Annotated in this window: 24 protein-coding genes; 9 read left to right on the top strand and 15 right to left on the bottom strand. The window is 41.2% G+C overall.

The annotated features are described in order from the left end of the window. Nucleotides 1-5 precede the first annotated feature (5 nt). The 5 genes from leuC to ilvA all read left to right on the top strand — a co-directional run bounded on the left by leuC (nt 6) and on the right by ilvA (nt 6,133). Nucleotides 6-1,403, top strand: coding sequence for a 3-isopropylmalate dehydratase large subunit (gene leuC, locus J3P37_RS11660; protein ID WP_256011331.1), 1,398 nt, complete (start codon nt 6-8; stop codon nt 1,401-1,403). A gap of 77 nt (nt 1,404-1,480) precedes the next feature. Continuing rightward, on the top strand, nt 1,481-2,077 hold the full coding sequence (gene leuD / locus J3P37_RS11655) for a 3-isopropylmalate dehydratase small subunit (protein ID WP_256011330.1): 597 nt from the start codon (nt 1,481-1,483) through the stop codon (nt 2,075-2,077). Between the two features lie 102 nt (nt 2,078-2,179). Further along, nucleotides 2,180-3,700: a hydroxymethylglutaryl-CoA lyase-like TIM-barrel protein gene (locus tag J3P37_RS11650; RefSeq protein WP_256011329.1), complete on the top strand. Its 1,521-nt coding sequence runs from the start codon at nt 2,180-2,182 to the stop codon at nt 3,698-3,700. 33 nt (nt 3,701-3,733) lie between these two features. Beyond that, complete coding sequence (gene leuB, locus J3P37_RS11645; RefSeq protein WP_256011328.1) at nt 3,734-4,795, top strand: 3-isopropylmalate dehydrogenase; 1,062 nt, start codon at nt 3,734-3,736, stop codon at nt 4,793-4,795. Between the two features lie 90 nt (nt 4,796-4,885). Next, the gene (gene ilvA, locus J3P37_RS11640) at nt 4,886-6,133 is read left to right on the top strand and encodes a threonine ammonia-lyase IlvA (RefSeq protein ID WP_256011327.1); all 1,248 of its coding nucleotides are present in this window, start codon (nt 4,886-4,888) and stop codon (nt 6,131-6,133) included. A 22-nt stretch (nt 6,134-6,155) separates the two neighbouring features. Here the strand turns inward: ilvA and J3P37_RS11635 are convergent, their stop codons facing one another. From J3P37_RS11635 to hemA, 15 genes are all read right to left on the bottom strand, one after another. Then, nucleotides 6,156-8,108 (bottom strand): LTA synthase family protein, encoded by a 1,953-nt coding sequence (locus J3P37_RS11635; RefSeq protein WP_256011326.1) that lies wholly within the window; start codon nt 8,106-8,108, stop codon nt 6,156-6,158. 120 nt (nt 8,109-8,228) lie between these two features. Continuing rightward, the gene (locus tag J3P37_RS11630) at nt 8,229-9,278 is read right to left on the bottom strand and encodes an ABC transporter ATP-binding protein (protein WP_256011325.1); all 1,050 of its coding nucleotides are present in this window, start codon (nt 9,276-9,278) and stop codon (nt 8,229-8,231) included. 158 nt (nt 9,279-9,436) lie between these two features. Continuing rightward, nucleotides 9,437-10,228 (bottom strand): outer membrane beta-barrel protein, encoded by a 792-nt coding sequence (locus tag J3P37_RS11625; RefSeq protein WP_256011324.1) that lies wholly within the window; start codon nt 10,226-10,228, stop codon nt 9,437-9,439. 4 nt (nt 10,229-10,232) lie between these two features. Continuing rightward, nucleotides 10,233-10,964, bottom strand: a complete 732-nt coding sequence (locus J3P37_RS11620) for a hypothetical protein (protein ID WP_256011323.1) — start codon at nt 10,962-10,964, stop codon at nt 10,233-10,235. Further along, a complete protein-coding gene (locus J3P37_RS11615; protein ID WP_256011322.1) occupies nt 10,945-11,514 on the bottom strand; it encodes an RNA polymerase sigma factor in 570 nt (189 codons plus the stop codon). The genes J3P37_RS11620 and J3P37_RS11615 overlap by 20 nt, the downstream gene beginning before the upstream one ends. Before the next feature lie 48 nt (nt 11,515-11,562). Beyond that, nucleotides 11,563-12,693 (bottom strand): lipid A deacylase, encoded by a 1,131-nt coding sequence (locus tag J3P37_RS11610; RefSeq protein ID WP_256011321.1) that lies wholly within the window; start codon nt 12,691-12,693, stop codon nt 11,563-11,565. A 32-nt stretch (nt 12,694-12,725) separates the two neighbouring features. Then, nucleotides 12,726-13,259, bottom strand: a complete 534-nt coding sequence (hemJ, locus tag J3P37_RS11605; RefSeq protein WP_256011320.1) for a protoporphyrinogen oxidase HemJ — start codon at nt 13,257-13,259, stop codon at nt 12,726-12,728. A gap of 20 nt (nt 13,260-13,279) precedes the next feature. After that, entirely contained in the window at nt 13,280-14,326 is a 1,047-nt protein-coding gene (gene hemE, locus J3P37_RS11600; protein ID WP_256011318.1) for a uroporphyrinogen decarboxylase, read from the bottom strand. Next, nucleotides 14,323-14,838 carry a hypothetical protein gene (locus tag J3P37_RS11595; RefSeq protein WP_256011317.1) on the bottom strand — a complete coding sequence of 172 codons (516 nt, stop codon included), beginning with the start codon at nt 14,836-14,838 and terminating at the stop codon, nt 14,323-14,325. Before J3P37_RS11595 ends, hemE begins: the two co-directional genes overlap by 4 nt. 5 nt (nt 14,839-14,843) lie before the next feature. Next, nucleotides 14,844-15,548: a response regulator transcription factor gene (locus J3P37_RS11590; RefSeq protein WP_256011316.1), complete on the bottom strand. Its 705-nt coding sequence runs from the start codon at nt 15,546-15,548 to the stop codon at nt 14,844-14,846. After that, entirely contained in the window at nt 15,538-16,413 is an 876-nt protein-coding gene (locus J3P37_RS11585; protein WP_256012017.1) for a sensor histidine kinase, read from the bottom strand. The genes J3P37_RS11590 and J3P37_RS11585 overlap by 11 nt, the downstream gene beginning before the upstream one ends. Nucleotides 16,414-16,448: 35 nt before the next feature. Next, nucleotides 16,449-17,828: a glutamate-1-semialdehyde 2,1-aminomutase gene (gene hemL / locus J3P37_RS11580; RefSeq protein ID WP_256011315.1), complete on the bottom strand. Its 1,380-nt coding sequence runs from the start codon at nt 17,826-17,828 to the stop codon at nt 16,449-16,451. Nucleotides 17,829-17,889: 61 nt separating this feature from the next. Continuing rightward, entirely contained in the window at nt 17,890-18,858 is a 969-nt protein-coding gene (gene hemB, locus J3P37_RS11575; RefSeq protein ID WP_256011314.1) for a porphobilinogen synthase, read from the bottom strand. 45 nt (nt 18,859-18,903) lie between these two features. Continuing rightward, nucleotides 18,904-20,484 carry a hydroxymethylbilane synthase gene (gene hemC / locus J3P37_RS11570; protein ID WP_256011313.1) on the bottom strand — a complete coding sequence of 527 codons (1,581 nt, stop codon included), beginning with the start codon at nt 20,482-20,484 and terminating at the stop codon, nt 18,904-18,906. 65 nt (nt 20,485-20,549) lie between these two features. Next, nucleotides 20,550-21,776, bottom strand: coding sequence for a glutamyl-tRNA reductase (hemA, locus tag J3P37_RS11565; RefSeq protein WP_256011312.1), 1,227 nt, complete (start codon nt 21,774-21,776; stop codon nt 20,550-20,552). A gap of 349 nt (nt 21,777-22,125) precedes the next feature. On the opposite strand from hemA, the gene J3P37_RS11560 reads away from it, so the two are divergent. From J3P37_RS11560 to J3P37_RS11545, 4 genes are all read left to right on the top strand, one after another. Continuing rightward, entirely contained in the window at nt 22,126-22,584 is a 459-nt protein-coding gene (locus J3P37_RS11560) for a MarR family winged helix-turn-helix transcriptional regulator (RefSeq protein ID WP_256011311.1), read from the top strand. Next, a complete protein-coding gene (locus J3P37_RS11555) occupies nt 22,581-23,411 on the top strand; it encodes an alpha/beta hydrolase family protein (RefSeq protein WP_256011310.1) in 831 nt (276 codons plus the stop codon). The genes J3P37_RS11560 and J3P37_RS11555 overlap by 4 nt, the downstream gene beginning before the upstream one ends. A gap of 128 nt (nt 23,412-23,539) precedes the next feature. Next, nucleotides 23,540-24,082, top strand: coding sequence for an RNA polymerase sigma factor (locus J3P37_RS11550; RefSeq protein WP_500793327.1), 543 nt, complete (start codon nt 23,540-23,542; stop codon nt 24,080-24,082). Nucleotides 24,083-24,112: 30 nt separating this feature from the next. Continuing rightward, entirely contained in the window at nt 24,113-24,760 is a 648-nt protein-coding gene (locus tag J3P37_RS11545; RefSeq protein ID WP_256011308.1) for a hypothetical protein, read from the top strand. Nucleotides 24,761-24,767: the final 7 nt, after the last annotated feature.

Below are 24,767 nucleotides of genomic sequence, written 5' to 3'. Positions count from 1 at the left end.
TAAAAATGAGCAAGACATTATTTGACAAGGTGTGGGACACCCACGTTGTTCGCAAAATTGAAGGTGGGCCTGATGTGTTATTTATTGATCGCCATTTAATCCATGAAGTTACCAGCCCGGTGGCTTTCCTGGGATTAAAAAGCAGAGGAATTAAAGTTTTATACCCTGAACGTACTTTCGCTACGGCAGACCACAATACACCTACAATTAACCAGCATTTACCGGTTGCTGATCCGCTTTCTGCGAACCAGCTTAAGGCTTTGGAACAAAATTCACGTGAATACGGAATTAGCCACTGGGGCCTTGGTCACCAGAAAAACGGTATTGTACACGTTGTTGGTCCGGAGTATGGAATAACTCAGCCGGGTGCAACTATCGTTTGCGGCGACTCTCACACCTCTACTCATGGCGCCTTTGGTGCAATCGCATTTGGTATCGGCACTTCCGAAGTGGAAATGGTACTTTCTACTCAATGTATCATGCAGCCGAAGCCTAAAAAGATGAGGATCAATGTAACCGGTCAACTAAGTAAAGGTGTTACCCCGAAAGACGTTGCCTTGTTCATCATCTCAAAATTAACTACTTCCGGCGCAACGGGATACTTTGTTGAATATGCCGGAGAGGTGTTCGAAAAGATGTCAATGGAAGGTCGTATGACCGTTTGTAACCTCAGCATTGAGATGGGAGCACGCGGTGGAATGATTGCTCCTGATGAAACTACCTTTAACTATGTTCAGGGACGCGAGTTTACTCCAAAAGGAGAGGCATGGGACAAGGCTATGGCTTACTGGAAAACTCTTAAAACAGACGCTGATGCTGTTTTTGATATAGAGTATACCTATGATGGTTCTGCTATAGAACCAATGATCACCTATGGTACAAACCCTGGTATGGGTATCGGTATTTCAAACCACATTCCGGATGCAAAAGAAGTTGAAGGAGGTGTTGCTACATACGAAAAATCTCTTGGATACATGGACTTCCACCAGGGAGATTCAATGATCGGCAAAAAAGTAGACTATGTTTTTGTGGGAAGCTGTACAAACGGCCGGATTGAAGACTTCAGAGCTTTCGCCTCTTTGGTTAAAGGAAAGAAAAAGGCAGAAAATGTTACGGTATGGTTAGTACCAGGTTCTCACATCGTAGAGTCGCAGATCAAAGAAGAAGGGATATTGGATATTTTAACAGAAGCAGGCTTCACGCTACGTCAGCCAGGCTGCTCTGCCTGCCTTGCGATGAACGATGATAAAGTTCCTGCGGGTAAATATGCTGTGAGTACTTCAAACCGTAACTTTGAAGGAAGACAAGGCCCAGGCGCAAGAACCATGCTTGCAAGTCCACTGGTTGCAGCTGCCGCTGCAGTTACTGGAAAGGTTACAGATCCGAGGACCTTATTAGCTTAAAGAGATACACAGTAAACAGGATAGTTCTATGATCGGCGCTGGCAACAGCTGTCAATCTGAACCTAAAAAAATTAAAAATGGCTTACGATAAATTCACTATATTAACAAGTACTGCAGTTCCACTTCCTATCGAAAATGTGGATACCGATCAGATTATACCGGCACGGTTCTTAAAAGCAACTGAACGGGTTGGCTTCGGAGACAACTTATTCAGAGACTGGAGATATAATCCGGATAATACCCCTAAAGCTGATTTTGTATTAAACGATCCAACCTACACCGGAAAAATTTTGCTAGGTGGCAAAAACTTCGGATCTGGTTCTTCAAGGGAACACGCTGCATGGGCAGTTTATGATTATGGTTTCAGAGCTGTGGTATCAAGCTTCTTCGCTGATATCTTCAAAAACAACTGCTTAAACATCGGCGTATTGCCGGTTCAGGTTAGCCCTGAATTCCTTCAGAAGATATTTGACGCAGTATATGCTGACCCTAAAACTGAGCTAGAAATAGACCTGCCTGCTCAGACTATCACGCTTTCGCCTACCGGTGAAAAAGAAAGCTTTGATATAAGCAGTTATAAAAAAGATAACATGCAAAATGGTTTTGACGATATAGATTATCTTCAAAATATCAAGACAGAAATACAGGAGTTTGCAACACACCTTCCTCTGTAATAAAGCACTGCGCAAATCTTGAATAGTTAAAGGCGTTTCAACCCATGTTGAAATGCCTTTTAACTATACTATAAAACGAATCAAACAATTTCAGTCTCAGTCATGAAGACCAGGAAAATAGAAATAATGGACACTACCCTTCGGGATGGAGAACAGACATCCGGGGTGTCTTTTTCCATTTCAGAAAAGTTAACCATTACGCAGCTCTTATTGGAAGAGTTGAAAGTTGACCGTGTTGAGATTGCTTCAGCCCGTGTTTCACAGGGTGAGTTCCAGGCGGTTGAGGCCGTCACCAAGTGGGCCAAAGAAAATGGGTTTATTGACGCCATAGAAGTCTTGTCATTCGTTGACAATGGCGTATCTATCGACTGGATGCTAAAGTCGGGAGTGAAAGTTCAGAACCTGCTTACTAAGGGCTCTTTAAATCATCTTACCCATCAGCTAAAAAAAACACCCGAACAGCATTTTGCAGAAATAGCCTGGGTTATTGATTCTGCGCAAAGCCATGGCATAGCTACTAATGTTTATCTGGAAGACTGGAGTAATGGCATGCGTAACTCTAAAGAATACGTGTTACAATACCTGGAATTCCTTTCGAAACAGCCGGTGAAAAGAATTATGCTGCCGGATACACTGGGAGTTTTAACCCCTCCGGAGGCATTTGAATACGTTTCTTTGCTGAAAACTACGTATCCTCAGATTCATTTCGATTTTCATGCGCATAACGATTATGATTTGGCGACCGCAAATGTGCTGGAAGCAGTTAAGGCAGGGATTGATGGCTTGCACCTAACAGTAAACGGCATGGGAGAAAGGGCGGGAAACGCCCCCCTGGCTAGCGTAGTGGCGGTTATTAACGACTTTCTCCCACATATAGATATTGCCCTTAAAGAATCGTCGATCTATAAAGTAAGTAAGTTGGTAGAGGCGTTTTCAGGGGTCAGGATACCTTCGAACAAGCCAATTGTCGGTGAATACGTTTTCACCCAGACTGCAGGGATTCACGCAGATGGAGATAATAAGAACAACTTATATTTTAATGACCTTCTTCCTGAACGTTTTGGAAGAAAGCGGAAATATGCTTTGGGTAAAACCTCCGGAAAGGCGAACATCGAAAAGAATCTTCAGGAATTAGGTTTAAAACTTAATGATGAAGACCTGAAAAAGGTGACCCAAAGGGTGATTGAGCTTGGAGACAAAAAAGAAACGGTAACGAAAGAGGACCTTCCTTATATTATTTCCGATGTGCTGGATAGCAGTATGTATGAAGAGAAAGTAAAACTTGAGTCGTACGTTCTAACGCATTCCAAGGGCCTAAGGCCTTCTACTACACTTTCTATCTGTATTGACGGTAAAGTTTATGAAGAGCATGCACAGGGTGACGGGCAATTCGACGCTTTTATGAACGCTTTAACCAAGGTCTATACCAGAAAAGGACTACGTTTGCCTAAACTTATTGACTATACGGTACGCATTGCCCCCGGGAGTAACTCAGATGCCCTTTGTGAAACTATTATCACCTGGGAGACTGATGATAACAAAACCTTCAAAACAAGAGGTCTTGATTCTGACCAGACTGTCTGCGCGATAAAGGCAACTCAGAAAATGCTCAATATCATTTAAAATTAAACATATAACAACATAAACAAATCAACAATGAATTTTAATATCGCTCTTTTAGCAGGAGATGGAATAGGTCCTGAAGTGATCGACCAGGCAGTAAAAGTTGTAAATGCAGTAGCAGCAAAATTTAATCATGAAATTAAATGGACCTCGGCATTAACCGGTGCAGCCGCTATCGATGCTGTTGGCGAACCTTATCCTGATAGTACTCATGAGGTATGTTTAGCTGCAGATGCAGTTTTGTTTGGAGCCATTGGGCATCCTAAATATGATAATGACCCAAAAGCAACTGTTCGTCCGGAGCAAGGCCTTCTAAAGATGCGTCAGAAACTAGGTCTATTTGCCAACGTTCGGCCTACATTCACTTTCCCATCTTTAATAGACAATTCGCCTTTAAAACGTGAAAGAATTGAAGGAACTGACCTTATCATTTTGAGAGAACTTACAGGAGGAATTTATTTCGGCGAAAGAGGTAGAAAAGATGATGGAAACACCGCGTTTGATACCTGTACTTATACAAGAGAGGAGATTCAGCGTCTGGCAAAGCTTGGCTTTGAGCTTGCGCTTACCCGCAGCAAGAAATTGTGTTGTGTAGACAAAGCAAATGTTCTGGAGAGCTCACGTTTATGGAGAGAGACTGTACAGAATATGGAAAAAGATTATCCCGAAGTAGAGGTTAGCTATGAATTTGTAGACGCAGTTGCAATGCGTTTAGTTCAATGGCCTAGCTCCTATGATGTGATCATTACTGAAAACCTTTTCGGTGACATCCTTACTGACGAGGCTTCAGTAATTTCCGGATCTATGGGACTAATGCCATCTGCATCAAAAGGTGTTCATACTTCGTTATATGAGCCAATCCACGGATCATATCCGCAGGCAGCAGGTAAAGATATTGCCAATCCGCTCGCAACCGTGCTATCTGCCGCAATGATGTTTGAAGATGCTTTCGGTTTGAAAGATGAAGCTGAAGCTATCAGAGAAGTGGTTAACAAATCGCTTGCAGAAGGTATTGTAACTGAAGACCTTGCTCCTAAAGGAATAAAGGCTTACAAAACCAGCGAAGTTGGAGACTGGTTAGCTAAAAATATCTAATACGATCTTTACAGACGAAAAGCCGCTACTTAAAAGAGATAGCGGCTTTTTTTATTGATCAATTCTCCGGGATTTTAAATATTTTGCATCATGAGCAACCCTTCGCACAAATTCAACTCTGTTAGTGCCTTAAAGCGCTTAAAAGAAGTCATCAAAAGAACACCTCTGGAATATAACTCGCGACTGTCTGAGAAATATCAGGCTGAGATCTATTTGAAAAGAGAGGACCAGCAGGTAGTAAGATCTTACAAGCTTAGGGGAGCCTATAATTTGATCAGCCAGCTTAGCGAAGAGCAGCTGAGTAAAGGAGTGGTTTGCGCCAGTGCAGGCAATCATGCGCAGGGGGTTGCTTTCTCCTGCAGGAAACTAAATTCAAAAGGCATAATTTTCATGCCGGAGATCACCCCTAAACAGAAAGTCAGCCAGACAAAGATGTTCGGTGGCGACATGATTGAAATCATACTAGTAGGCGATACGTTTGACGATTGTTTACAGGAAGCATTAAGTTATACCGAAAAGCACCAGATGACCTTTATCCCTCCCTTTGACAACTTCAAGATCATAGAGGGCCAGGGAACGGTAGGTGTAGAAATCTACCAGGACCTCCCTGACGCAGAAGTGCTGATTGTGCCCGTTGGCGGCGGCGGCCTGGCAGCAGGTTGTGGTAGTTACCTTAAACAAGTGAACCCGGACATCAGGATCATTGGTACTGAGCCGGAAGGCGCTCCGTCGATGCTGAAAGCTTTCGAGACCGGCGGCCCTGTGAGCTTGCAGGAAATAAACCGCTTTGTTGATGGCGCGTCCGTGAAACGTGCCGGAGAACTAACCTATCCAGTTTGCAAAAAGATATTGGATGAAATGCTTCTTGTACCTGAAGGCAAAGTATGCACTACTATCCTTAAATTGTATAACGAGGATGCAATCGTTGCCGAGCCTGCCGGTGCTTTATCAGTAGCAGCACTGGATCTTTGTACTGAAACAATAAAAGGTAAAAAAGTAGTTTGCGTGATTAGTGGAGGCAACAACGACATCGAAAGGATGCAGGAGATCAAGGAGCTTTCTTTACTTTACGAAGGCCTCAAGCATTACTTTGTTATCCGGTTCCCTCAACGACCAGGGGCATTGAGAATGTTTGTCAATGATGTATTAGGTCCGGGTGATGACATTACGCAGTTCGAATTCATTAAAAAAACAAATAGGGAAAGCGGGCCTGCATTAGTTGGCATCGAACTTAAATCTGCAGACGACTATCCTTCCTTAATACAGAGGATGAAAGATAACCGCTTTGATTTTAAAGAGATCAATAAAGATCAAACCTTGTTTGAATACCTGGTCTAGCAAAATTTTACTGTGACACTCATTATTTTGTTTCATCTAAAGTAGCCAGCTTTTTTGAGGGTTTGTTTGATATCTCCAATGACATTTTATTATTGATCATCGTACCATTAAAAACCTGTATGAACTTCTTAAGTTCTGCATCGCTTTTCTTTATTTCCGATGAAAGCTTTTGAGTGCTCAAATTCTTTTTGAAACCGCTGTCGTTCTTCCAGTTGTAGAACACTATCATTTTCTGCCCATCAAACTGGTAGCAGTATGTTGAGTCTATATACTGATATATACCGGAATTATAGTTGACGGCAAAGTTTGCACAAGCATCCGAAAACAGATCCTTTCCCTGGGAATAATAGGCGTGCGGATAATTTAACAAATGCATTGCCGAAGGCAGTATATCGATCTGATTAGCAATTTTTTCACTAATCCCTTTTAGCGAGCCATCCGGTTTAAAGAACACAATCGGCACACGATAGTCATCCAAAACGTCAGTACCAGAGTCATCTAGCTTTGGACCGGTATGATCCGCTGTAATGATGAACAATGTATTGTCATACCACTTTGATTCTTTGGCCTGTTTAAAAAATTCAGACAAAGCATAATCTGCATATTGAACACAGCCCAGAATAGGGTGCCCCTCCTGCCTGAAGCGCTTGGTATATTGAGGCGGTACCGTAAAAGGATGATGTGTATTAAGCGTAAAAACTGTTGACACAAAAGGTTGGGGCATTTCAGATAACTTACTTGCCATAAATTTCAGAAATGGTTCATCCCAGATGCCCCAGTTTCCATCAAAATCACCATCGTTGTCATATTCATCCCTTCCATAATATGCATCAAACCCTGAAAGTTTACTGTACGAATCAAATCCCATAGTGCCGTTACCGCCGCCATGAAAAAAGGATGAATTATATCCTTCCCGCTTTAACAAATTGGCAACTGACGTTATTTTATTTGCAGAGTAATGCGAGAAAATAAAGGCATCTTCCTGCAAAGAGGGTATAGATGATAAAACAGCCGGTATACCCTGAATAGACTGCTTCGCATTAGCAAAGCTATTAGAAAACACCAGGCTATTTGAAAATAGAGAGTCAAGAAAAGGTGTTTTACCCTTTCCATTAAAGAAACTGATGTAATTTTGAGAAAGACTTTCAACTATAATTATGACGACATTTTGTTTAGTCGTGCTCACCACATTAGCTTTCGGGAAATGTAAGCCCTTATCACAGTCGTTTAAAACCGAAGCTGGAAAGTAATCAGCCTCATGCAGTGTCTTCTTATTAAATGTTTTTATCAGGGTGAATGGCGTATTTAAAACAATTGCCATATTCTGCACCTCAACCATTTCGGAAGCATGAATAATATTCAGTGGTTTTTTTTGAAATCCTCCCCTTATCCCGAGGATCGATACACCTGCCGCAAGGATAAACACGAGAGAGGCCTTAGCATATACTTTAAATGAGGGATTTAACAAGGGATATTTATTTCTACCCAGATGATAAACCTTGAAAAGCAAGAAGACAATACCCGCAAAAAAAATGCAAATGAACCAGTTTTCGGCAAGGATCCGGGGTAACATTTTCAAAAAATCGTCCCCTTTTTCTCCGGTAACGAAAAGTATTGCATCGCCGGATAACCGCTTATGTACATACGGAAAATAAGCAATGTCAACACAGTTCAGCAAAAGAGAAAAACTGTTAAAACCAATGAATACTGTTTTCAAAAACAATTGGTAATACCTGTTGATCACAAAAGGAGCCGGAATCAGGTAGCATAAAATATAGAAAATATTGGTAAGGAAGATTGCTGAAAGATCAAACCTTAGTCCATACAGATAGAGTTGAAGTGAATCAGCAACTGAAGAAAAGCTGAACTCAGATACATTGACGGTTACAAAAAGTAAACGGCATAAAAAATATAATACGACTAAGCCGCCCAACTGACAGAACGGAGGGGGAAGAGCAAATTTTATTTTGTTCATTAATTAGTTAAACTCATCGGGCGGTTTGTTTTGGACAAACGCTCTTCAAATATAACAATTGCGTTAATATCATATAATGTTTATGTTAACATCTCTGATATTTTGCAAACGGAAAGGTGATTAATTAAACTCCTTAAAGCTCTCTATGCTAACTGGTATTAATTCGCCGATTTTATAAAAACCCATGTCAAAGTTCAGAGCTCTTAACTTTACACCCTCTTTTTCTAATAAAAGTTCTTCGCAGATCCCTTTGAAGAAAGCATCGCAAAGCGTAAAGGTAATACTGCGTTCACCAGGTTTAAGTTGCACCTGATCTAAGTAGATTGCAACGCTACTGGATTTTGTGTTTATTCCCAGTTTGTGAGCATCTTGAGAGCTTAAGACATTACAATCTGCCAGCAAACGCGCGGTGTAGATATTCTTTGGCTGATTATATAATTGTTTCGGAGTTCCTGTTTCTACCACCTCACCCCTCTTTAGGATAATGAGTTCATCCGCCAGAGATAAACCATCGACAGGGTCGTGTGACACCAGAATGATAGTAATGCCCAACTCATAGGCTAGACGCCTTATATCAGCCCTTAGCTGGCTTTTAAGCAGAGTATCTACCTGACTGAAGGGTTCGTCCATCAACAGTACCTCCGGCTCAGTTATTATCGCCTTCGCGATCGCTACGCGTTGCTGCTCTCCTCCGCTAAGATCAATGACCCTTCGCTCGGCAAGATGGCCTATACCTAAGAGATTTAAGGTTTTTATGGTCTTCTCTGATTTAAGCTTAAGGTTCGTATTCGATAACATAGAAGCAACGTTATCATACGCCTTTGCGTAAATATTTAAACTGAAGTCCTGGGTTACCATTTTCATGGAATCGTGCCCGGGAATCAACTTTTTTTCCGGGGGCATTATCGGTTCATTCCGGAAATAGATGCGGCCCTCATCCGGACTTATCAGGCCATAAATCAGCTTCAACAGGGTACTTTTTCCGCTACCACTTTCTCCTACAATAGCTACGATCTTGCCTTTCTCAATAAAGAGGTTGGCTTTACTAATACCCGAATAAGGCTCTGAGGCATACTTTTTCCTTAAGCCTTGTACGGTGATAATTCTGTTATCGGGAAGATCAGTTAAACGGTCGTTGCTGTTGTTTGTTTCGCAGGATGTATTTGCCAATTGCCGGAGCAGATTAAATTAAACAATGCGCAAATATCGGCAATTTAAACCGGAAATATCCTTGTTCTTTTTGCCTGTATCCTGTTTCCTGGCTTATGTCACACTCGTGCCGCGTGTGACATAAAGCATTTTCGAAAAGAGACTCTACATAAGCTCCTCTAAAACCCAAGCATAATACCAAAGTTCAGATTTTTGAAGTCGCCGGGTCCCTGATTGTCTGCAAATACATCGTTAGCATAGTACTTGACGTAAACACCCAAAACATCGTATCCGAAGCGTGCAAAAGCACCGTACCGAAAGGGGTTAAAATTAAAATCGTCCTTGTACTTAACTTTGCCCCGCTCGTCGCTTACCTGCTTGGTTTTACCGTTAATAAGGAAGCCAACTTCGGGTCCTGCAACAAAATGGAATTTATTCCCTCTATTATCATCTTTAGTACGGAACTGAAAGGCCAGTGGTAACCTTAGATATTGGTTTGTAAAACGATTTTTGCTGAAGTCGACATCCTCCTCTTTATAGCTAAGCTGAGGCTGCTCTGGCAAAATGCTGATATTCCTTTTCAGTCGAATATGGGTCCAATCAAGGCCTGCGGCCAAATAAATCTTAAAATAGCTGTTAAAACGATAGCCTGTTTGAAATAGCTCAAACCCAAAATTGTGTGTTTTCCATTGTGTATGCTCAAGGAATGAATTTTCAGGCGATAAAGTAAAGCTTCCCTGGTCTAAAAAGGTGGCCAAACCGAGATCTATTCTGGCGAAAGTGAGTTGGAAAGAGACTTTTGAAGATCCTCTTCTTTTGGTCGAATCGCTTTTTTCTTTACCAAGTTCCATTCCCGCAATTATAACCACTGTTCCCCCGTTTGCTTTAGCTGTATCACGGGAAGTGGTATCCTGTGCCAGCCCCTTTAGTCCGGTAGACAGCAGCAATAGTATTAATAGTTGAAGTTTCATTTTACTATCTGTTTTGTGTTTTATACTGGAGCACTCCAAGATTTAAACCCGAAACAACATCCCCCTCATCCTCTTTGGAAAACTCAATAATTTTATTTTTTCGTTTATCTACTTTGCTCACTACAAAATTCACGAGATCCCCAACAGTTTTAATTTTCTGCTTCGACCTCGGCTCTTCAACCGCAGGAGCAGTAACAGAAGTATCTCTCAAAACCAGCAGGTCAGCCGATGCGATACTTGTCTCTCTCAGGCTGCCGGCCTCTGTAGGCAGACCAACGGTAACCGTAAGAATATCCCCGCTTTCATTATCCTCCAAAGTTGAACCTTCTTTATAATCCGGCCCAACTCTATTCCGTACAGGAATTTTCGCTGTTACTTGTACCCTTTTCTTCCCTGGTTGACTAATAACTTTATAATCGCCGGATGGTTTTACAGGTTCTCTGTATAACCCGGCGCTTAGTTTCTCCTCCAAAACCACCGGAGCCTGTGCTTCAACCGAGGGCTTTTTCGCTCCATAAAGCTTAACTGGCTCCTTCGACGGTATTAGCCATAAAAAAGCGAATAAAACGGCGACGATGCTGGCTGCTGCAATCCAGAAGAGCGGAAATTTCCTGTCATTCTTGCCTTGCAGCTTTGAGTTGATCTGTTTCCATACAGCCCCGGAAGGTTCCCCTTCAAAGGCTGAAAACTTATCTTTAAAAAGCTTATCAAAATTATCATCCGACATACCCTGCATATCTCCCTCCTTCCATTTTATTTATTTTTTCCTTTAATATGGCTCTCGCCCTTGAAAGTTGCGATTTGGAAGCCCCCTCGCTGATCCCCAGCTTCTCTCCAATTTCTTTGTGCGTATAGCCTTCTATTGCATATAAGTTAAATACCATCCTGTAGCCGGTAGACAATTCCTGGATTATCTTGAGCAAGTCCTTAGCCTCCAGACCATTGATATCAAATGTAGCCTGGGCTGTATCATTTACTTCGTCGATGTTGACTATCTCCAGCATACGTTGATTCTTCCTATACACTTCAATTGCAGTGTTGACCATTATTCGTCTTATCCATCCCTCAAATGAACCGTCACTTCTGTATTCCGATATCTTCTGAAAGACCTTTGTGAAGCCGTTTTGAAGCATATCCTCAGCTTCAAAAATATTTTTAGCATACCGCATACAAACCCCCAGCATCCTGGGTGCCAAAGTCTTATACAATTGCTCCTGCGCCTTACGGTCATTCCGCTGACATCCTTCAAGCAAATCATCGACCGTTAATCTGCGGCTTAACTTCATATTGTTCTTTTGTAAGATGAACAAACAGCCACTAAGGTTGCATGAATTCTATTTTTTCTTGAAAAGCTTAAAGTCTTGTTTATATACCAGAAAAAGGGAATGAGAAAAGTCAACTGACTTGGTAGTCGAGCTTTTAAGATCAAATACCGGCTCCACACGGAAGTCGATATAGAAATTAGAGACCAGTTGGCGTTGATAGGTATACCTGAGGATAAACAGCCGTCTTATATCTTCGCTGTATCCGGCATGATCTATTTGCTGAGATACGGATTGATAAATCGGCATACCAACAGGGGAAACGTATTTCTTTCCTTCCCAAAAAGAGCCAGTCAGGTCGCCGTACTTCTTAGTGCCAAGCCCGATATTGATAAACCAGGCAGTTCCGTCATTATAGGTGCTTTCTTTGGTAGGAGATAGGTCAGTATAGGTAACAAAATAATTTTCAGTACGGATATGTTTGATAAAGCCATCCCGTTCCAGGTTTAATTTTATGCCGACAGCAGTATTCGCTATTGTTTTCAATGGATCCGGATCCGTATCGATCTGTCCTCCCTGATGGAAGGCAAAAACCTGAACAGGTACAGACAACTTCATTCTACCCCTTCTCAGGATACTGATATCTGATGAAACACCGGCAAAAATTTGTTCTTGATCAGGCGAATGTTTTTCAATCATCCGGTTCCAGTTAACAAATGCATCTAGAAATAAGGAAGGTTTGTCAATCACTACCTGGGTACCATATTCAACAGGATTGTTTATTTTTCTCTCAAAGTCAAATAAGGGTTCTATATACCTATGATGAACATTTCCCTCTATTACTCCATTGATCAACGCTGTACTTTTGTGCTGGTACCTGATAGTGAAAAGGGGATAAGATTTGTTGATACCGTCTTTGCCAAAATCTTTGCGAATATGAACCCCGGCACTGACGGCTAATTTGGCGTTGGGGTAATACACCAATCGAGGCTCTAACTGGGTACCAAACAGCGTATATCCATCATGAAAATCATTAAAATACTCATAATTCCTCAGGAAATTGAAATTATAGAAGCTCAGTTCAAGGTTCCGGGTCTTAAGAGAATCCGGTTTTAAGCGATATTCCAGCGAATCGTTTACAAGTTGTGCATCGGCTGTACAAAATATAAGCAACATGGAAAAAAATGAGAGCAGTTTTTTCATGAGTTTACAAAGGTAGATTCCTCCTCTATTATTTATGATTTTAGCCGGTAATATTTATAGATTTTAACTGCCGACATGATTACAGCTATGAAAATGATGAGGCCTATCAAGCCATACAACCAATCTATGGCAGTTTTTAAGACCACCGTGAACACTATTGCCACCAAAAGAATAGTGGCGACTTCATTCCATAAACGAAGTTGTGTGGAGGTCCATTTGCAAACGCCTGCTTTCAACTGCCGGATAATTCGCTGACAAATAAAATGATAGATTAGTAATCCACCGACAAATCCAAGCTTTACGAGCATCCAATCCGCCTGTAACAAATAGGGGTTAAGATAAAACATACCAAAACCTGCTAGAAATGTCAATATCATTGCCGGTGTGGTAATGATGTTCCACAACTTGCTTTGCATCACATCAAACTGCTTGTGCAGCAAAATGCGTTCCTGCTCTGGCCGGTCATTAGCTTCAACATGATATATAAAAAGCCTCACTATATAAAACAGCCCAGCCATCCAGCTTACAACAAAAATGATATGAATGGATTTCAGATATAAGTACATAGCCTGAATTGTCGCCTCATCTAAGGCATAATAGGAGCATATTCTTTGATCACCTCGACCGCATACTTCACATTGTCAAAAGGAATGTCCGGCATGATACCATGTCCAAGATTAAAAATAAACCCATTTTCACCCTGCATCCTGTCTATGAGCCTGTGAATTCTTTCCTTAATAACTTTCTTGTCGGCATACAGGATATGAGGATCCAAATTGCCTTGTACAGCTATTCCCGCAGGCAACCGCTTTTTCATATCCAGTAAATCCACATTCCAGTCAATGGAGATCACATCCGGTTTCGCTTCCGCCATAAGTGGGGCAAACACAGAACTACCTTTACAGAAAGAAATTACTGGAATATCCTGGCGATTTAAACCCGCAATTATTCTTTGTATGTACTGATGGGAAAACTCTCTATAATCATCCCATGATAAGGCCTGTGCCCAGCTATCGAATATTTGAACAGCATTCACGCCAGCAGCGATCTGCATATTCAGATAATCAATGGTAACCTGTGCTATTTTTGAAAGGAGCTGATGTGCAAGTTCCGGCTGGTTATGCAACATCAATTTAGTCAGTTTAAAGTCCTTTGACGATCCCCCTTCAACCAGGTAACTCATCACAGTAAAGGGTGCTCCGGCGAATCCGATCAATGGAATTTTTCCGTCCAACCGTTGCTGTATTACCTTTATTGCATCTGCAACGTATTGCAATTTATCAAGACAGTCTGTCTGAAGGTTTTCAACATCCGCCAGTGAACGAACCGGATTTGCAAACTTCGGTCCTACCCCCTGGGTAAAACTCAGATCTCCGCCCATTGCTTCACCTGTAACCAGAATATCTGAGAAAAGAATAGCAGCATCAATGTCAAGCAAATCAACTGGCAGCATCGTCACATCCGCAGCTATTTCAGGGGTTTTGCACATTTCCAGGAAAGAGTATTTATTCTTAATATCCCAATATTCTTTCATGAAACGTCCTGCCTGCCGCATCATCCAAACAGGTGGGCGGTCCGTATGTTGCGATTGTGCTGCTCTGATAAACAGAGAATCCTTTTGAGTATTTATCACTTTGCTTTTTGTATTTCGTATTCTATTTTTTGAACAATGCTTTGAACCCTCGAACTTAATTTAAGGTCCTTAGCTACATTTAAATAAGCACCGGCCTTAAGAAATTCTTTCTTTTGCAAGTTCAGATTCGCAAGTTGTACAAGAACAATTCCCTTGTCGTTCTCATTACGAAGGGGGAACCGGCTGGCTATCTGAAAATGTGTTTCCGCTTCTACATGATTGCCTTTTTGAAGCTGGATATTACCCTGGATAAACTCATAATACCCTCTCCTGCTTTTAGCCAGTCGGTCTGGATTTTTTATTTCTTTTAAGAGTTTTTCAGCCGAAGCATAATCCTTTTTTTGATATGCTCTTGCCGCAAGAGCAACAGTTCCCTGTCTGAAGTAAGCCCAAACCTGATAAGCGATTCCAAGACCAACTATTGCAGACATCTCATAGACCTGCAGGTAAGTCACCCAGATAAGCAAAATGATGCTTATCAGAGCTATAGAGAACCGCGCTTTCGAGGTCATCCGAATTATTGGCTATCGGTAAACTTATAGCCCACTCCCCTTATGGAATGAAAATATTTAGGGTTTTTTTGGTCCGGTTCAAAGTACTTTCTGAAAGTCAGGATAAAGTTATCAATTGTTCTTGTGGAAGGGTATACATCGTAATTCCACACAGTTTCCAGGATCTGCTCCCGGGACACCGCTTCATTTCTTCTCTCGATCAAAAGCTTTAAAAGCATGGTTTCCTTCTTCGTCAAAGGAGTAGTCGAGCCGTCGTCATTGCGTAGTTCGAATGAATTGAAATAAATAGTCTTTTCACCTATCTTGTAAGTGTTCAGCTCTTTCTTCTCATCATTACTCAGACCACGTTTAACCAGATTGTTTACGCGTAAGATAAGTTCCTCGAGATTGAAAGGTTTTACCAAATAATCATCTGCGCCTTTCCTTAATCCCGTTACCCGATCTTCGTTGGTATTCTTAGCGGTCAAAAACATAATTGGCACCTCAGAGTTCTCAAGGCGTATCGTTTCTGCTACCTGAAATCCATCTATTTCTGGCAGCATAACGTCCAGAATGATCAGATTGAACCTTTCCTCTTTAAAAACTTTGAGTGCTTTTTTGCCATCGGTGGCTGTGGTAACCTTGTAGCCCTCAAGCTCAAGGTTTAGCTTTATTGCTTCCAGTAGGTGATCTTCATCTTCTACCAGTAAAATACGTTGTTTAGTTGCCATTTGAATTAAAAGTTACTTCAAATATAGTTCCTGTTGGCTTATTATTTTTAACCTTAATGTAAGCTTTGTGCTTTTCCAATACTTGCTTCACAATATAAAGGCCCAAACCCGTCCCTTTTGTTTTCCGCGTTTCCTCACTACCTACACGGTAAAACTTATCAAATATGCGAAGTTTTTCCGCCTCACTAATACCCATACCCTTATCTTCTACCGAAAAAAGAACAGTATTGTTTTTATCTTCCAGCTTCACTTTTATCTCAGCACAGGGCGGCGAGTACTTGACAGCATTTTCAACTAAGTTAGAAACTACCAGCGATAAGGCAAATTTATCGCCTGTTAAAACGACATCCGGCTGTAATTCTGTAATGATGGTCTGACTGCTGCAGGAATGTATCTGCAAACGACTGGCAACTTTTTTAACTAGCTCAGAAAAATTGAACTCTTCTTTCGGAAAGGAGTAAGAATGATTTTCTATGCGGGTAGCAATAAGCATGTTCTCTACGAGGTCATCAAGCCGTTCAATATCTTTTAAAGAATTATTCAAAAAAGAGTGGATTTGTGCCTTATCGAGATCCCGCTTCAGAATGGTTTGAATGTAAAGCTTTATAGAGGCCAGGGGAGATTTAAGTTCGTGGGTTACTGATAAAAGAAAGTTTTTTTGCTGTTCCTGAAGTTTCTTTTCCTTTCTAAGTGTTTTTTGAAGATAGTAGGCTCCGGTTAAAAAGATCAGCAAAAAAATAGCACCTTCCCCAATGATCATGCCTTTTCGTTCTGGCTCTACAGAAACAAGCAGGTAAGCCCACCAAATGATCTCTGACAGAACATAGATTGAAAGAGCATAAAAAATTATAAGCGGTTTACGCATCAGTCCCATAGTCCTGCAATTTATCAATAATAAATTTAAGAAGATTTAGATGTATGCCTGAACACAATATCCAGGGATTCGATGATTGCCCTTTTTGCTTTTTCAAGTTCAATCTTAGAATGCGCTGCGGATACAAATCCGACCTCATAACCAGACGGGCCGAAATAAATGCCACGATTTAATAGCTCACGATGAAACAGCTTGAACTTCTCCATACTTTGCGGATCAATATCAGCTGCTGATGTAATATCTTTATCAGTAAAGGCAAACCAGAAAATTGAGCCCACCGAATATACCTTTAACTTATAATTTCGTGCGGAAACAAAACGTTGAATAGATTCTGTAAACTCCTGCGCCTTTTTATTCAGGTCCTTATAAAAGCCGGATTTTAAAAGCTCGGTTATCTGAGCTATTCCAGCTGCCATCGCTACCGGATTGCCTGATAGAGTTCCTGCCTGATATACAGGCCCTTCAGGAGAGATACTGCTCATAATTTCAGAGGACGCACCATATGCACCAACCGGCATACCTCCTCCCAATATCTTTCCGTAGGTAATGATATCGGGCTTAATGTCGTAATACCTGGCAGCACCTTCAAAACCAAGTCTGAACCCGGTAATAACTTCATCAAATATCAACAAAGTTTGATGCTTTGAGGTGACCTCTCTCAGATACTGGATGAATTCTTTTTCCTGGATGAGCAAGCCATTATTTGCAGGCACTCCTTCGATGATCACAGCCGCGATTTGCCCTTCAAACTGTGCAAACGCTTGCCCAACAGCATCCCTGTCATTCAAGGGAACAACTATTGTTTCTTCTGCGAATGATTGAGGCACTCCCGCAGAGGATGTTTCTCCAAAGGTTACCAAACCGGAACCTGCTTTCACTAACAGGGAGTCAACATGCCCGTGATAGCAGCCTTCAAACTTCAATATCTTATTGCGTTTTGTATATCCTCTGGCTAAACGGATTGCAGACATAACCGCCTCCGTGCCCGAGCTCACAAAACGGATCTTTTCTATCAGCTTGTTATTTTTTAATATAAGTTCAGCCAATTCATTTTCCAGAGCAGTTGGAGCTCCGAAGCTCAATCCTCTCTGCATGACTTCCGTAACCTTCTCCCTGATCTTCGGATGGTTATGTCCTAAAATAAGGGGCCCCCAGGAGCAGCAAAAATCAATGAACTGATTACCGTCAGCATCCCAAAGAAAACAGCCATCTCCTTTCTCAATAAAAAGCGGAGTTCCAAACACAGAGCGAAAAGCCCTTACTGGCGAATTTACCCCACCTGGAAAGAAGCTTTTTGCTTTTTCATATAATTCAGCAGACTTTTCCCGGGATATATCAGGTTTACCTGTACTTGACACCGGAGTTTCTTCTTCTGAACTAAATATTTTTTTGAGAGAGTCTAGCATTTTCCTGAGGTTAAGATTAAAACCGAAAGCTTAAAAGAAAGCGGTTTAACACTTTCCAAAATTACATCCAGTTGTTTTGTAAAATATCTTTTATGTGGTATGTGGTGATTATGCTTGCTCCAGCACGTGCAAATGCAAACATAGTCTCCATAACCACTTTCTGTTCATCTATCCAGCCTTTTTCCGCAGCTGCTTTGATCATTGAATATTCCCCTGACACATTATAAACTGCAATCGGAGTAGTGGTATTCTGCTTCAGCTTGCTTACAATATCAAGGTAGGCAAGCCCTGGCTTAACCATAAGCACGTCAGCCCCTTCCTGATCATCCAGCATTGCCTCTTTGATTGCTTCCGAAGGATTTCTGAAATCCATTTGGTACGACTTCCTATCCCCCCTACCTGGCGCACAATCTGCTGCTTCCCGAAAGGGACCGTAATAAGAAGATGCAAACTTAGTAGCATGCGACATGATTGCGGTATTTTCCTGGCCATTTGCATCCAGCAAGCTCCGCATAGCCAGAATTCGTCCGTCCATCATATCAGAAGGCGCCAGCATATCTGCTCCCGCCGATGCATGGGCAAGCCCCATCTTTGCGATAACCTCCACGGTGGCATCGTTTTGCACGTAGTCGTTATGCAGGATACCGCAGTGTCCATGGCTTGTATATGAACAAACACAAACATCGGTTACTATATAAAGATCTTCTCCAAATGCACTTTTCAGTTCTCTGACGGCAGTAGTCACCAGAGACTTATCTGAATACGCCGTATGTCCGTCTTCACTTTTCTCTTCCCCTACACCAAACAACATAATCTTGTTCAAGCCAAGCTTTAAGCCTTTTTCTACGTCCTTCTTCAAGGTATCGATAGAAAAGTGACTAACACCGGGCATTGCATCAATGTCTTTTGTTATGTTATTGCCTGGTACAACGAAGTAAGGGTAGACGAACATATCTTTTGAAAGCCTGGTTTCGGCAATCATTTCGCGTACCAAGGGTGTTTTTCTTAATCTTCTCGGCCGATTTAACATATAAATTTCCTCAAAGCTCTTATAAAATGAGCGCTATTTAACATTTTAAAGGGCAAACACAGCCTCTGCCAAACCTATTTCATCCGGTGAATAAGGCAATGTATACTTCACTCCCATATCATCGAACATTTTTCCTGTAGAACGGCCAATGCAAATAACTTTCTGCCCGGGTTCAAGTAAGTTTTCTGCAAAATAAGCCTCTACATTTGAAGGGCTGGTAAATATCAGAACATCTGCGAACGATTGTTCAACGTGCTCTTCAATCACGGTTTCATAAACAGGCAGATCGATAAGTTTAGTATCCTCCGATAATGCTTTCTGAACGGTGCGAAGCGATTCTTTTGCTCCTGGAAACAAGACGGTACGTCCTCTGGCAATTTCAGCAAACTCAGTAGCTATGTCTGCGGTATCAATCCCTTCTTCCTCGCCGTTAAAGTCCGGAACTCGTCCAAAACGTCTGAGCATTTCTTCAGAAGCCCTGCCAATCACCCCCAGCCTGGTTTTCTTACCGATCTCAGGTTCAAGTTTGAAAAAATACTCTATAGCATTTTTACTGCTAAAGAATATCCAGTCTACATGACGTAATATAAAAGAATCAAGTTTATTTATGATGGGGAAAGTTCTGATCAATGATCGTCCTTCGATTTCTATCTTATGCTTTTTTAAAGCCTTGCTTAAGTAACTTGATTCAGGGATGTCGCGAGTGATAAACACACTCTTTGGATAAGACCTATCCTCGGAAAACTTGGCAACAATCTTTTCTGCCAAGCCCTCTGTTGTTTCACATTCTATAAAATGGCGGTCCGGAAAACTTTCATCAGTCTCTGCTTTCGACGTCCAAACCTGGAACTTATTGTTTTCTTTTCGGCAATAACAACCAAGAGGCATATGACATCCGCCATTGAACATATTCAGCACAGATCGCTCCACTGCTATTTGTTCTGCTACATCCGCATTATGAATAGCCTGTAACTTGTCGAACAACTCCGTGTCAGCTTCCCTGATCTGAATTGCGAGAACACCCTGTGCCGGAGCAGGAATAAATTCCATAGGTTCGAGCTCCTCCACATAGAACTCACTTAAATCGATACCCAGTCTTTCTACACCCGCCTTTGCAATCATTATTGCATCATAATCTTCATCCCGGAGCTTCTGGATACGTGTGGGTACGTTTCCCCTCAGATCTTCTATTTCCAGATCTGGCCTGACAGCCAGAAGCTGAGCCTTTCTCCGGTTGGATGAAGTACCAACCATTCCGCCGAACTTTACAGATAACTTCTGTTTTACATCGACGCAATCCTTTAGAATGAGTAAAAGCTCATGGGGATCTTCCCGGTCAGATACCGCTGCGATCTTTAATCCGGGAGGGTTTTGAGTGGGTAAATCTTTATGGGAATGTACTGCGATATCAATAGAACCATTCAACAAGCCTTCTTCAAGTTCCTTCGTAAAAAAACCTTTTCCCTCCAGTTTGTCTAAACGAAGATTCAGAATACTATCACCTTGTGTTTTAATAATTTTTAGCTCAGCATCCAATCCGGCTGCAGCTAATTGATCTTTTACATAATTAGCCTGCCAGAGAGCAAGGTCGCTTCCCCGTGTACCTATTATAACTTTTCTATTCACAATGAAATTTTAGCCTGTTGTTGCAAAAATACGAAAATCTTTTTGCGTCAAAACGATAGAGGGACCTAAGTATGGTTTACTAAGATCTCCTTTGCCATAATCATAGGAACACTGATATACTTTTTCTCCATGTAGTTCATGATCTTCTCAAGTACTTCACGTGAATTGCTATCTAGTTGCTCAAGATCATCAGCGAAGACCGAATTTACAGCCACACTACGTATCTCTTTGATCTTCAAGGGAACTTCCCGCATAGCAAGTTCTACCCGGCGTTGCTTAAGCAATGGCTTGAATTCGTTTATGTTCTGTTCGATAATTAATTCTGCATGCACCAGTTCCTGATAACGTTCCTGCATGTTTTTATTAGCTATCCCTTGTAAACTTCCTACCTCGATAAATTCTACCAGATTGTTTTCAAGAACCGTCGGACAAGTGTCATTAGGTATAGCCAGATCAACTATTACCTTTTTATTAGTTTCGCCATTAAGCAGAGACTGATAAATCTCGTTAGTCAGTAAAGGCTCTGAAGCACTGGTACAAGTAATTATCACATCAAACCCTTTTCTATAAGTTAAAAGATCTGAAATGCTGTAAGCCTCTCCTTTTAGATCTTTCGCCAGATCTTCAGCTTTAGATAATGTGCGGTTGAATATGGCAAAATTGGAATATCGGTGTTTTTGAAGATACTTGGAAATGTTTCGGTTAGTCTCGCCTGCTCCGATAATAAGAATTCTTGAGTTGGAGCACATATTCAGTTCGTGGAGCTTTCGGTAGGCAAGAGAAACAACTGAGACCGGGTTTTTCGAGATTTTCGTATGTGTATATACTTCTTTCGCCGTTTTTACCACATGATTCATAACCATCCGCAGATAATCGCCCGTAAACCCTGCCTTACGGCAAATCTCATAATTCTTTCGAACCTGAGCCAATATCTCCTTCTCTCCCACAACAAGGCTTTCCAGAGAACACGATACACGAAGCAAGTGATTAAATGCTTCCATATCCTCGTATATAAACGAGTTATTTACGAAATGCTCAATTTTGTCCTCAGACAAACAGAATCCCAAAGTCTGGATAAAATCTTTTATAAAATCCGGCGTTATATCAGCAGATCCGCAGAAAATAAACTCTACGCGATTACATGTACCTATATAGAATATTTCTGATATATCGAATTTCTCTCTAACCGAGCTTAATCTGCTAATCAATGTCTGATTACAAATCACCAATTTCCCCAACTCCTTTAAATCAATCCGCTGGTGAGTAAATGCTAAGACTTTTAAGTGTTTCAACGCTTGATATATCTTTTAAAAAAACCCAAAACAAAAGTAAGTAATGGGCATATACAGGCTGTCATTACTTTGTCAAACGCGTGCTATTTAGATCCTTTATAAATTATCTAGATACTACTCAGCATGCTTACATGCAGCTTCAAGCCCTTATTCTCCTTCTTTTTATTCGAAAGCTGTATCTTATAAGGCATCCTACTACCTCTAACACAAATTGCTTATCTTAAACCTTTTTACAAGCCGGCAATGCACACCCTGCATTTATGACATTAAAAAAGTAATTGAAAAATTATCCTATAAGCTTAAAAATTATTTTATTTGAGGATTATTAGAACTGATAGCGAATGAAGGTATGAAGAGTAGTTCATTGAAAACGGATACTTCCAATATAGAACACACTCCGGGATTTTTATTATGGCAGATTGAGATGTGCTGGCAAAGAAATGTGAACCAAGTCTTGTCGGCTTATTCGCTAACCTACACACAATTTATTGTCCTGTACATAAGTGAAACTCTTACTAAAGACGAAAAGAAAGTTTATCAGCATCAGGTGGCTAAGTTTTCTAAAATAGATAGGATGATGACCTCCAGGATTCTGGCTAGTCTTGAAAAAAAGGGCTTTATCAAGAGAATAAAACTTAGCGGCGATGCGCGGGCAAAGCTGGTAAGCCTTACCACAAAAGGAAAGGAGGCTTTATCCACATCGCTGGAAGCTGTTACTGAAGCAGAAAACACATTCTTCAAACCAGGGGGACCGCAATTTGTTAATTCAATGGAGACTATTTTATCCGACTGCCATCCCCAGATATGAAAACCTACACTTACAAAATTACAGGAGCATCGAACAAGCCGATTGCTCTCGACATCTCAAGTCCGGATCGTGTCGAGCAATTTCCGATGGTAATATTTGTACATGGGTTTAAAGGCTTTAAAGACTGGGGTACTCATAACCTAACAGCCGCATATTTTGCTCAAAAGGGTTTCCAATTCCTGAAATTCAATTTTTCTCACAATGGAATCAGCCTCAAAGAACGTGATGTTTTCGATGACTTAGAATCCTTTAGCGAAAACACTTTCTCCAAACAACTTTATGACCTGGATGAAGTTATCACCTTCGCCTTAAGCGGAGAGGAATTCAGAGCGCCTTCAAAAATATTTCTTATCGGGCATAGTCTTGGTGGAGGAATAAGTATCATACAGACGTCTCAAGATCCGCGCGTCCACAAATTGGTAACCTGGGCTTCTTTGAGCCGCTTCAACAACCTCTGGAAACCCGAGCAGGAAACCATATGGAAAAAGGAAGGGATAATTTATAGTAAAAACAGCCGCACGAAGCAGGATATGCCTCTTAAACTGGAAATACTTGAGGACTTTGAACATCATTCTGAACTTCTTCAAATCGATGCCGCCGGGAAAAAGATCACTCAGCCATGGCTGATAATACATGGCGAAAACGACCCGAGCGTGCCTCTTGAACAAGCCATGGAACTTCACCGGCAAAATCACAATAGCAGACTATTACAAATACAAGATGGCGACCATGTATTTGGCGCAAGACATCCATGGCAGGAAACTGGCCTGCCTCAACAGCTAAAAGAAGTGTGCGATTTAAGCATTGACTTTCTCAGAACTGAGTGACCCTGCACAGTTTATACCCTATTTATTTATTTAACCGTTTGATTTATCACACATAATACCTTATTTAGAGCCAATCAAAAAGTACTCTATCAAACTAAAGGCTTTGGTTAACACCATTTATGATGCAGATTGAAGATTCTCAAATACTTGAAAAGTTTGCAGACGAACATACACGACATGAAGCTTTCAGCCTTTTGTTAAAGAAATATCAGCAAAAGATCTACTGGCATATCAGACGGCTTGTGATTGATCACGACGACGCCGACGATCTTACACAAGATGTGTTTGTAAAGGTATGGAAGTATCTCGCTAATTTCAGGAGCGACTCCCAGCTTTACACCTGGTTATATCGTATCGCAACAAATGAATGCCTGACGTTCCTCAATAAAAAGAAACAAAAAAATAATGTTCCTTTAGATGAAGTTTCTCATGACCTTGCAGACACTCTCACTGAAGGCAGTTATTTTAATGGCGATAAAATACAAATGAAACTTCAACAGGCTTTATTGACCCTACCTGAAAAACAGCGACTGGTATTCAATATGAAATACTATGATGATTTAAAATATGAAGAGATTTCAGAAATAACCGGAACAAGCGTTGGTGCGCTGAAAGCATCTTTTCATTTGGCAGTAAAAAAAATAGAGGCATTTTTATTGAGTAATGATTAAACCATTAGCTTCAAAAACATTCACTAATATATGAGCTTGAAAAACAAGAACGAAGATTGGAATCAGGATGCACCATCCCTTGCTGGCATGGATGTAACCAATCCTTTTACAGTTCCTGAAAATTATTTTAGTGACTTGACTGAGCATCTGCAGGCAAGGGTGGGTATAGAGGCACTTACCGGAGGAAAACACCAAAATGACTTTCACGTTCCGGATAACTATTTCGAAACTCTGGAAGAACAGATACTTTCATCCGTAAGAGCAGAAGAGTTTAAGGAACGGATTTCCACGGAGGCATTTACAGTACCGGAAGGATATTTTACCGATCTGCAGGACAGGATTATTTCCCGGACACTTGAAGCCGGCAATGACAATAAAGAGCCAATAATCCGCAGACTGATTCCTGGCTGGATTAAATATGCAGCGGCGGCATGTATTACTGCTATAATAGCAACTGGTGTATTTTTAAATACTAAAACAACTGATAATAATGTCGCTGCGGAGGTTGAATTTTCACAGATCCCGCAGACAGAAATAGTAGCTTATCTGCAAGCTTATAATAATACCGGTGATGTGGATCTTATTGCAGAGCACCTGCAAAGTACTGATGATTTGTCTGACCTGGACATGGAGTTGTCGGAGCAAGAGATTCAACAATATCTGGAGTCTACATTATAAAGAAACA

It is taken from the genome of Desertivirga xinjiangensis, assembly GCF_024436435.1.
Taxonomy (GTDB): domain Bacteria; phylum Bacteroidota; class Bacteroidia; order Sphingobacteriales; family Sphingobacteriaceae; genus Desertivirga; species Desertivirga xinjiangensis.
This window is presented reverse-complemented; position numbering and strand designations above follow the sequence as displayed.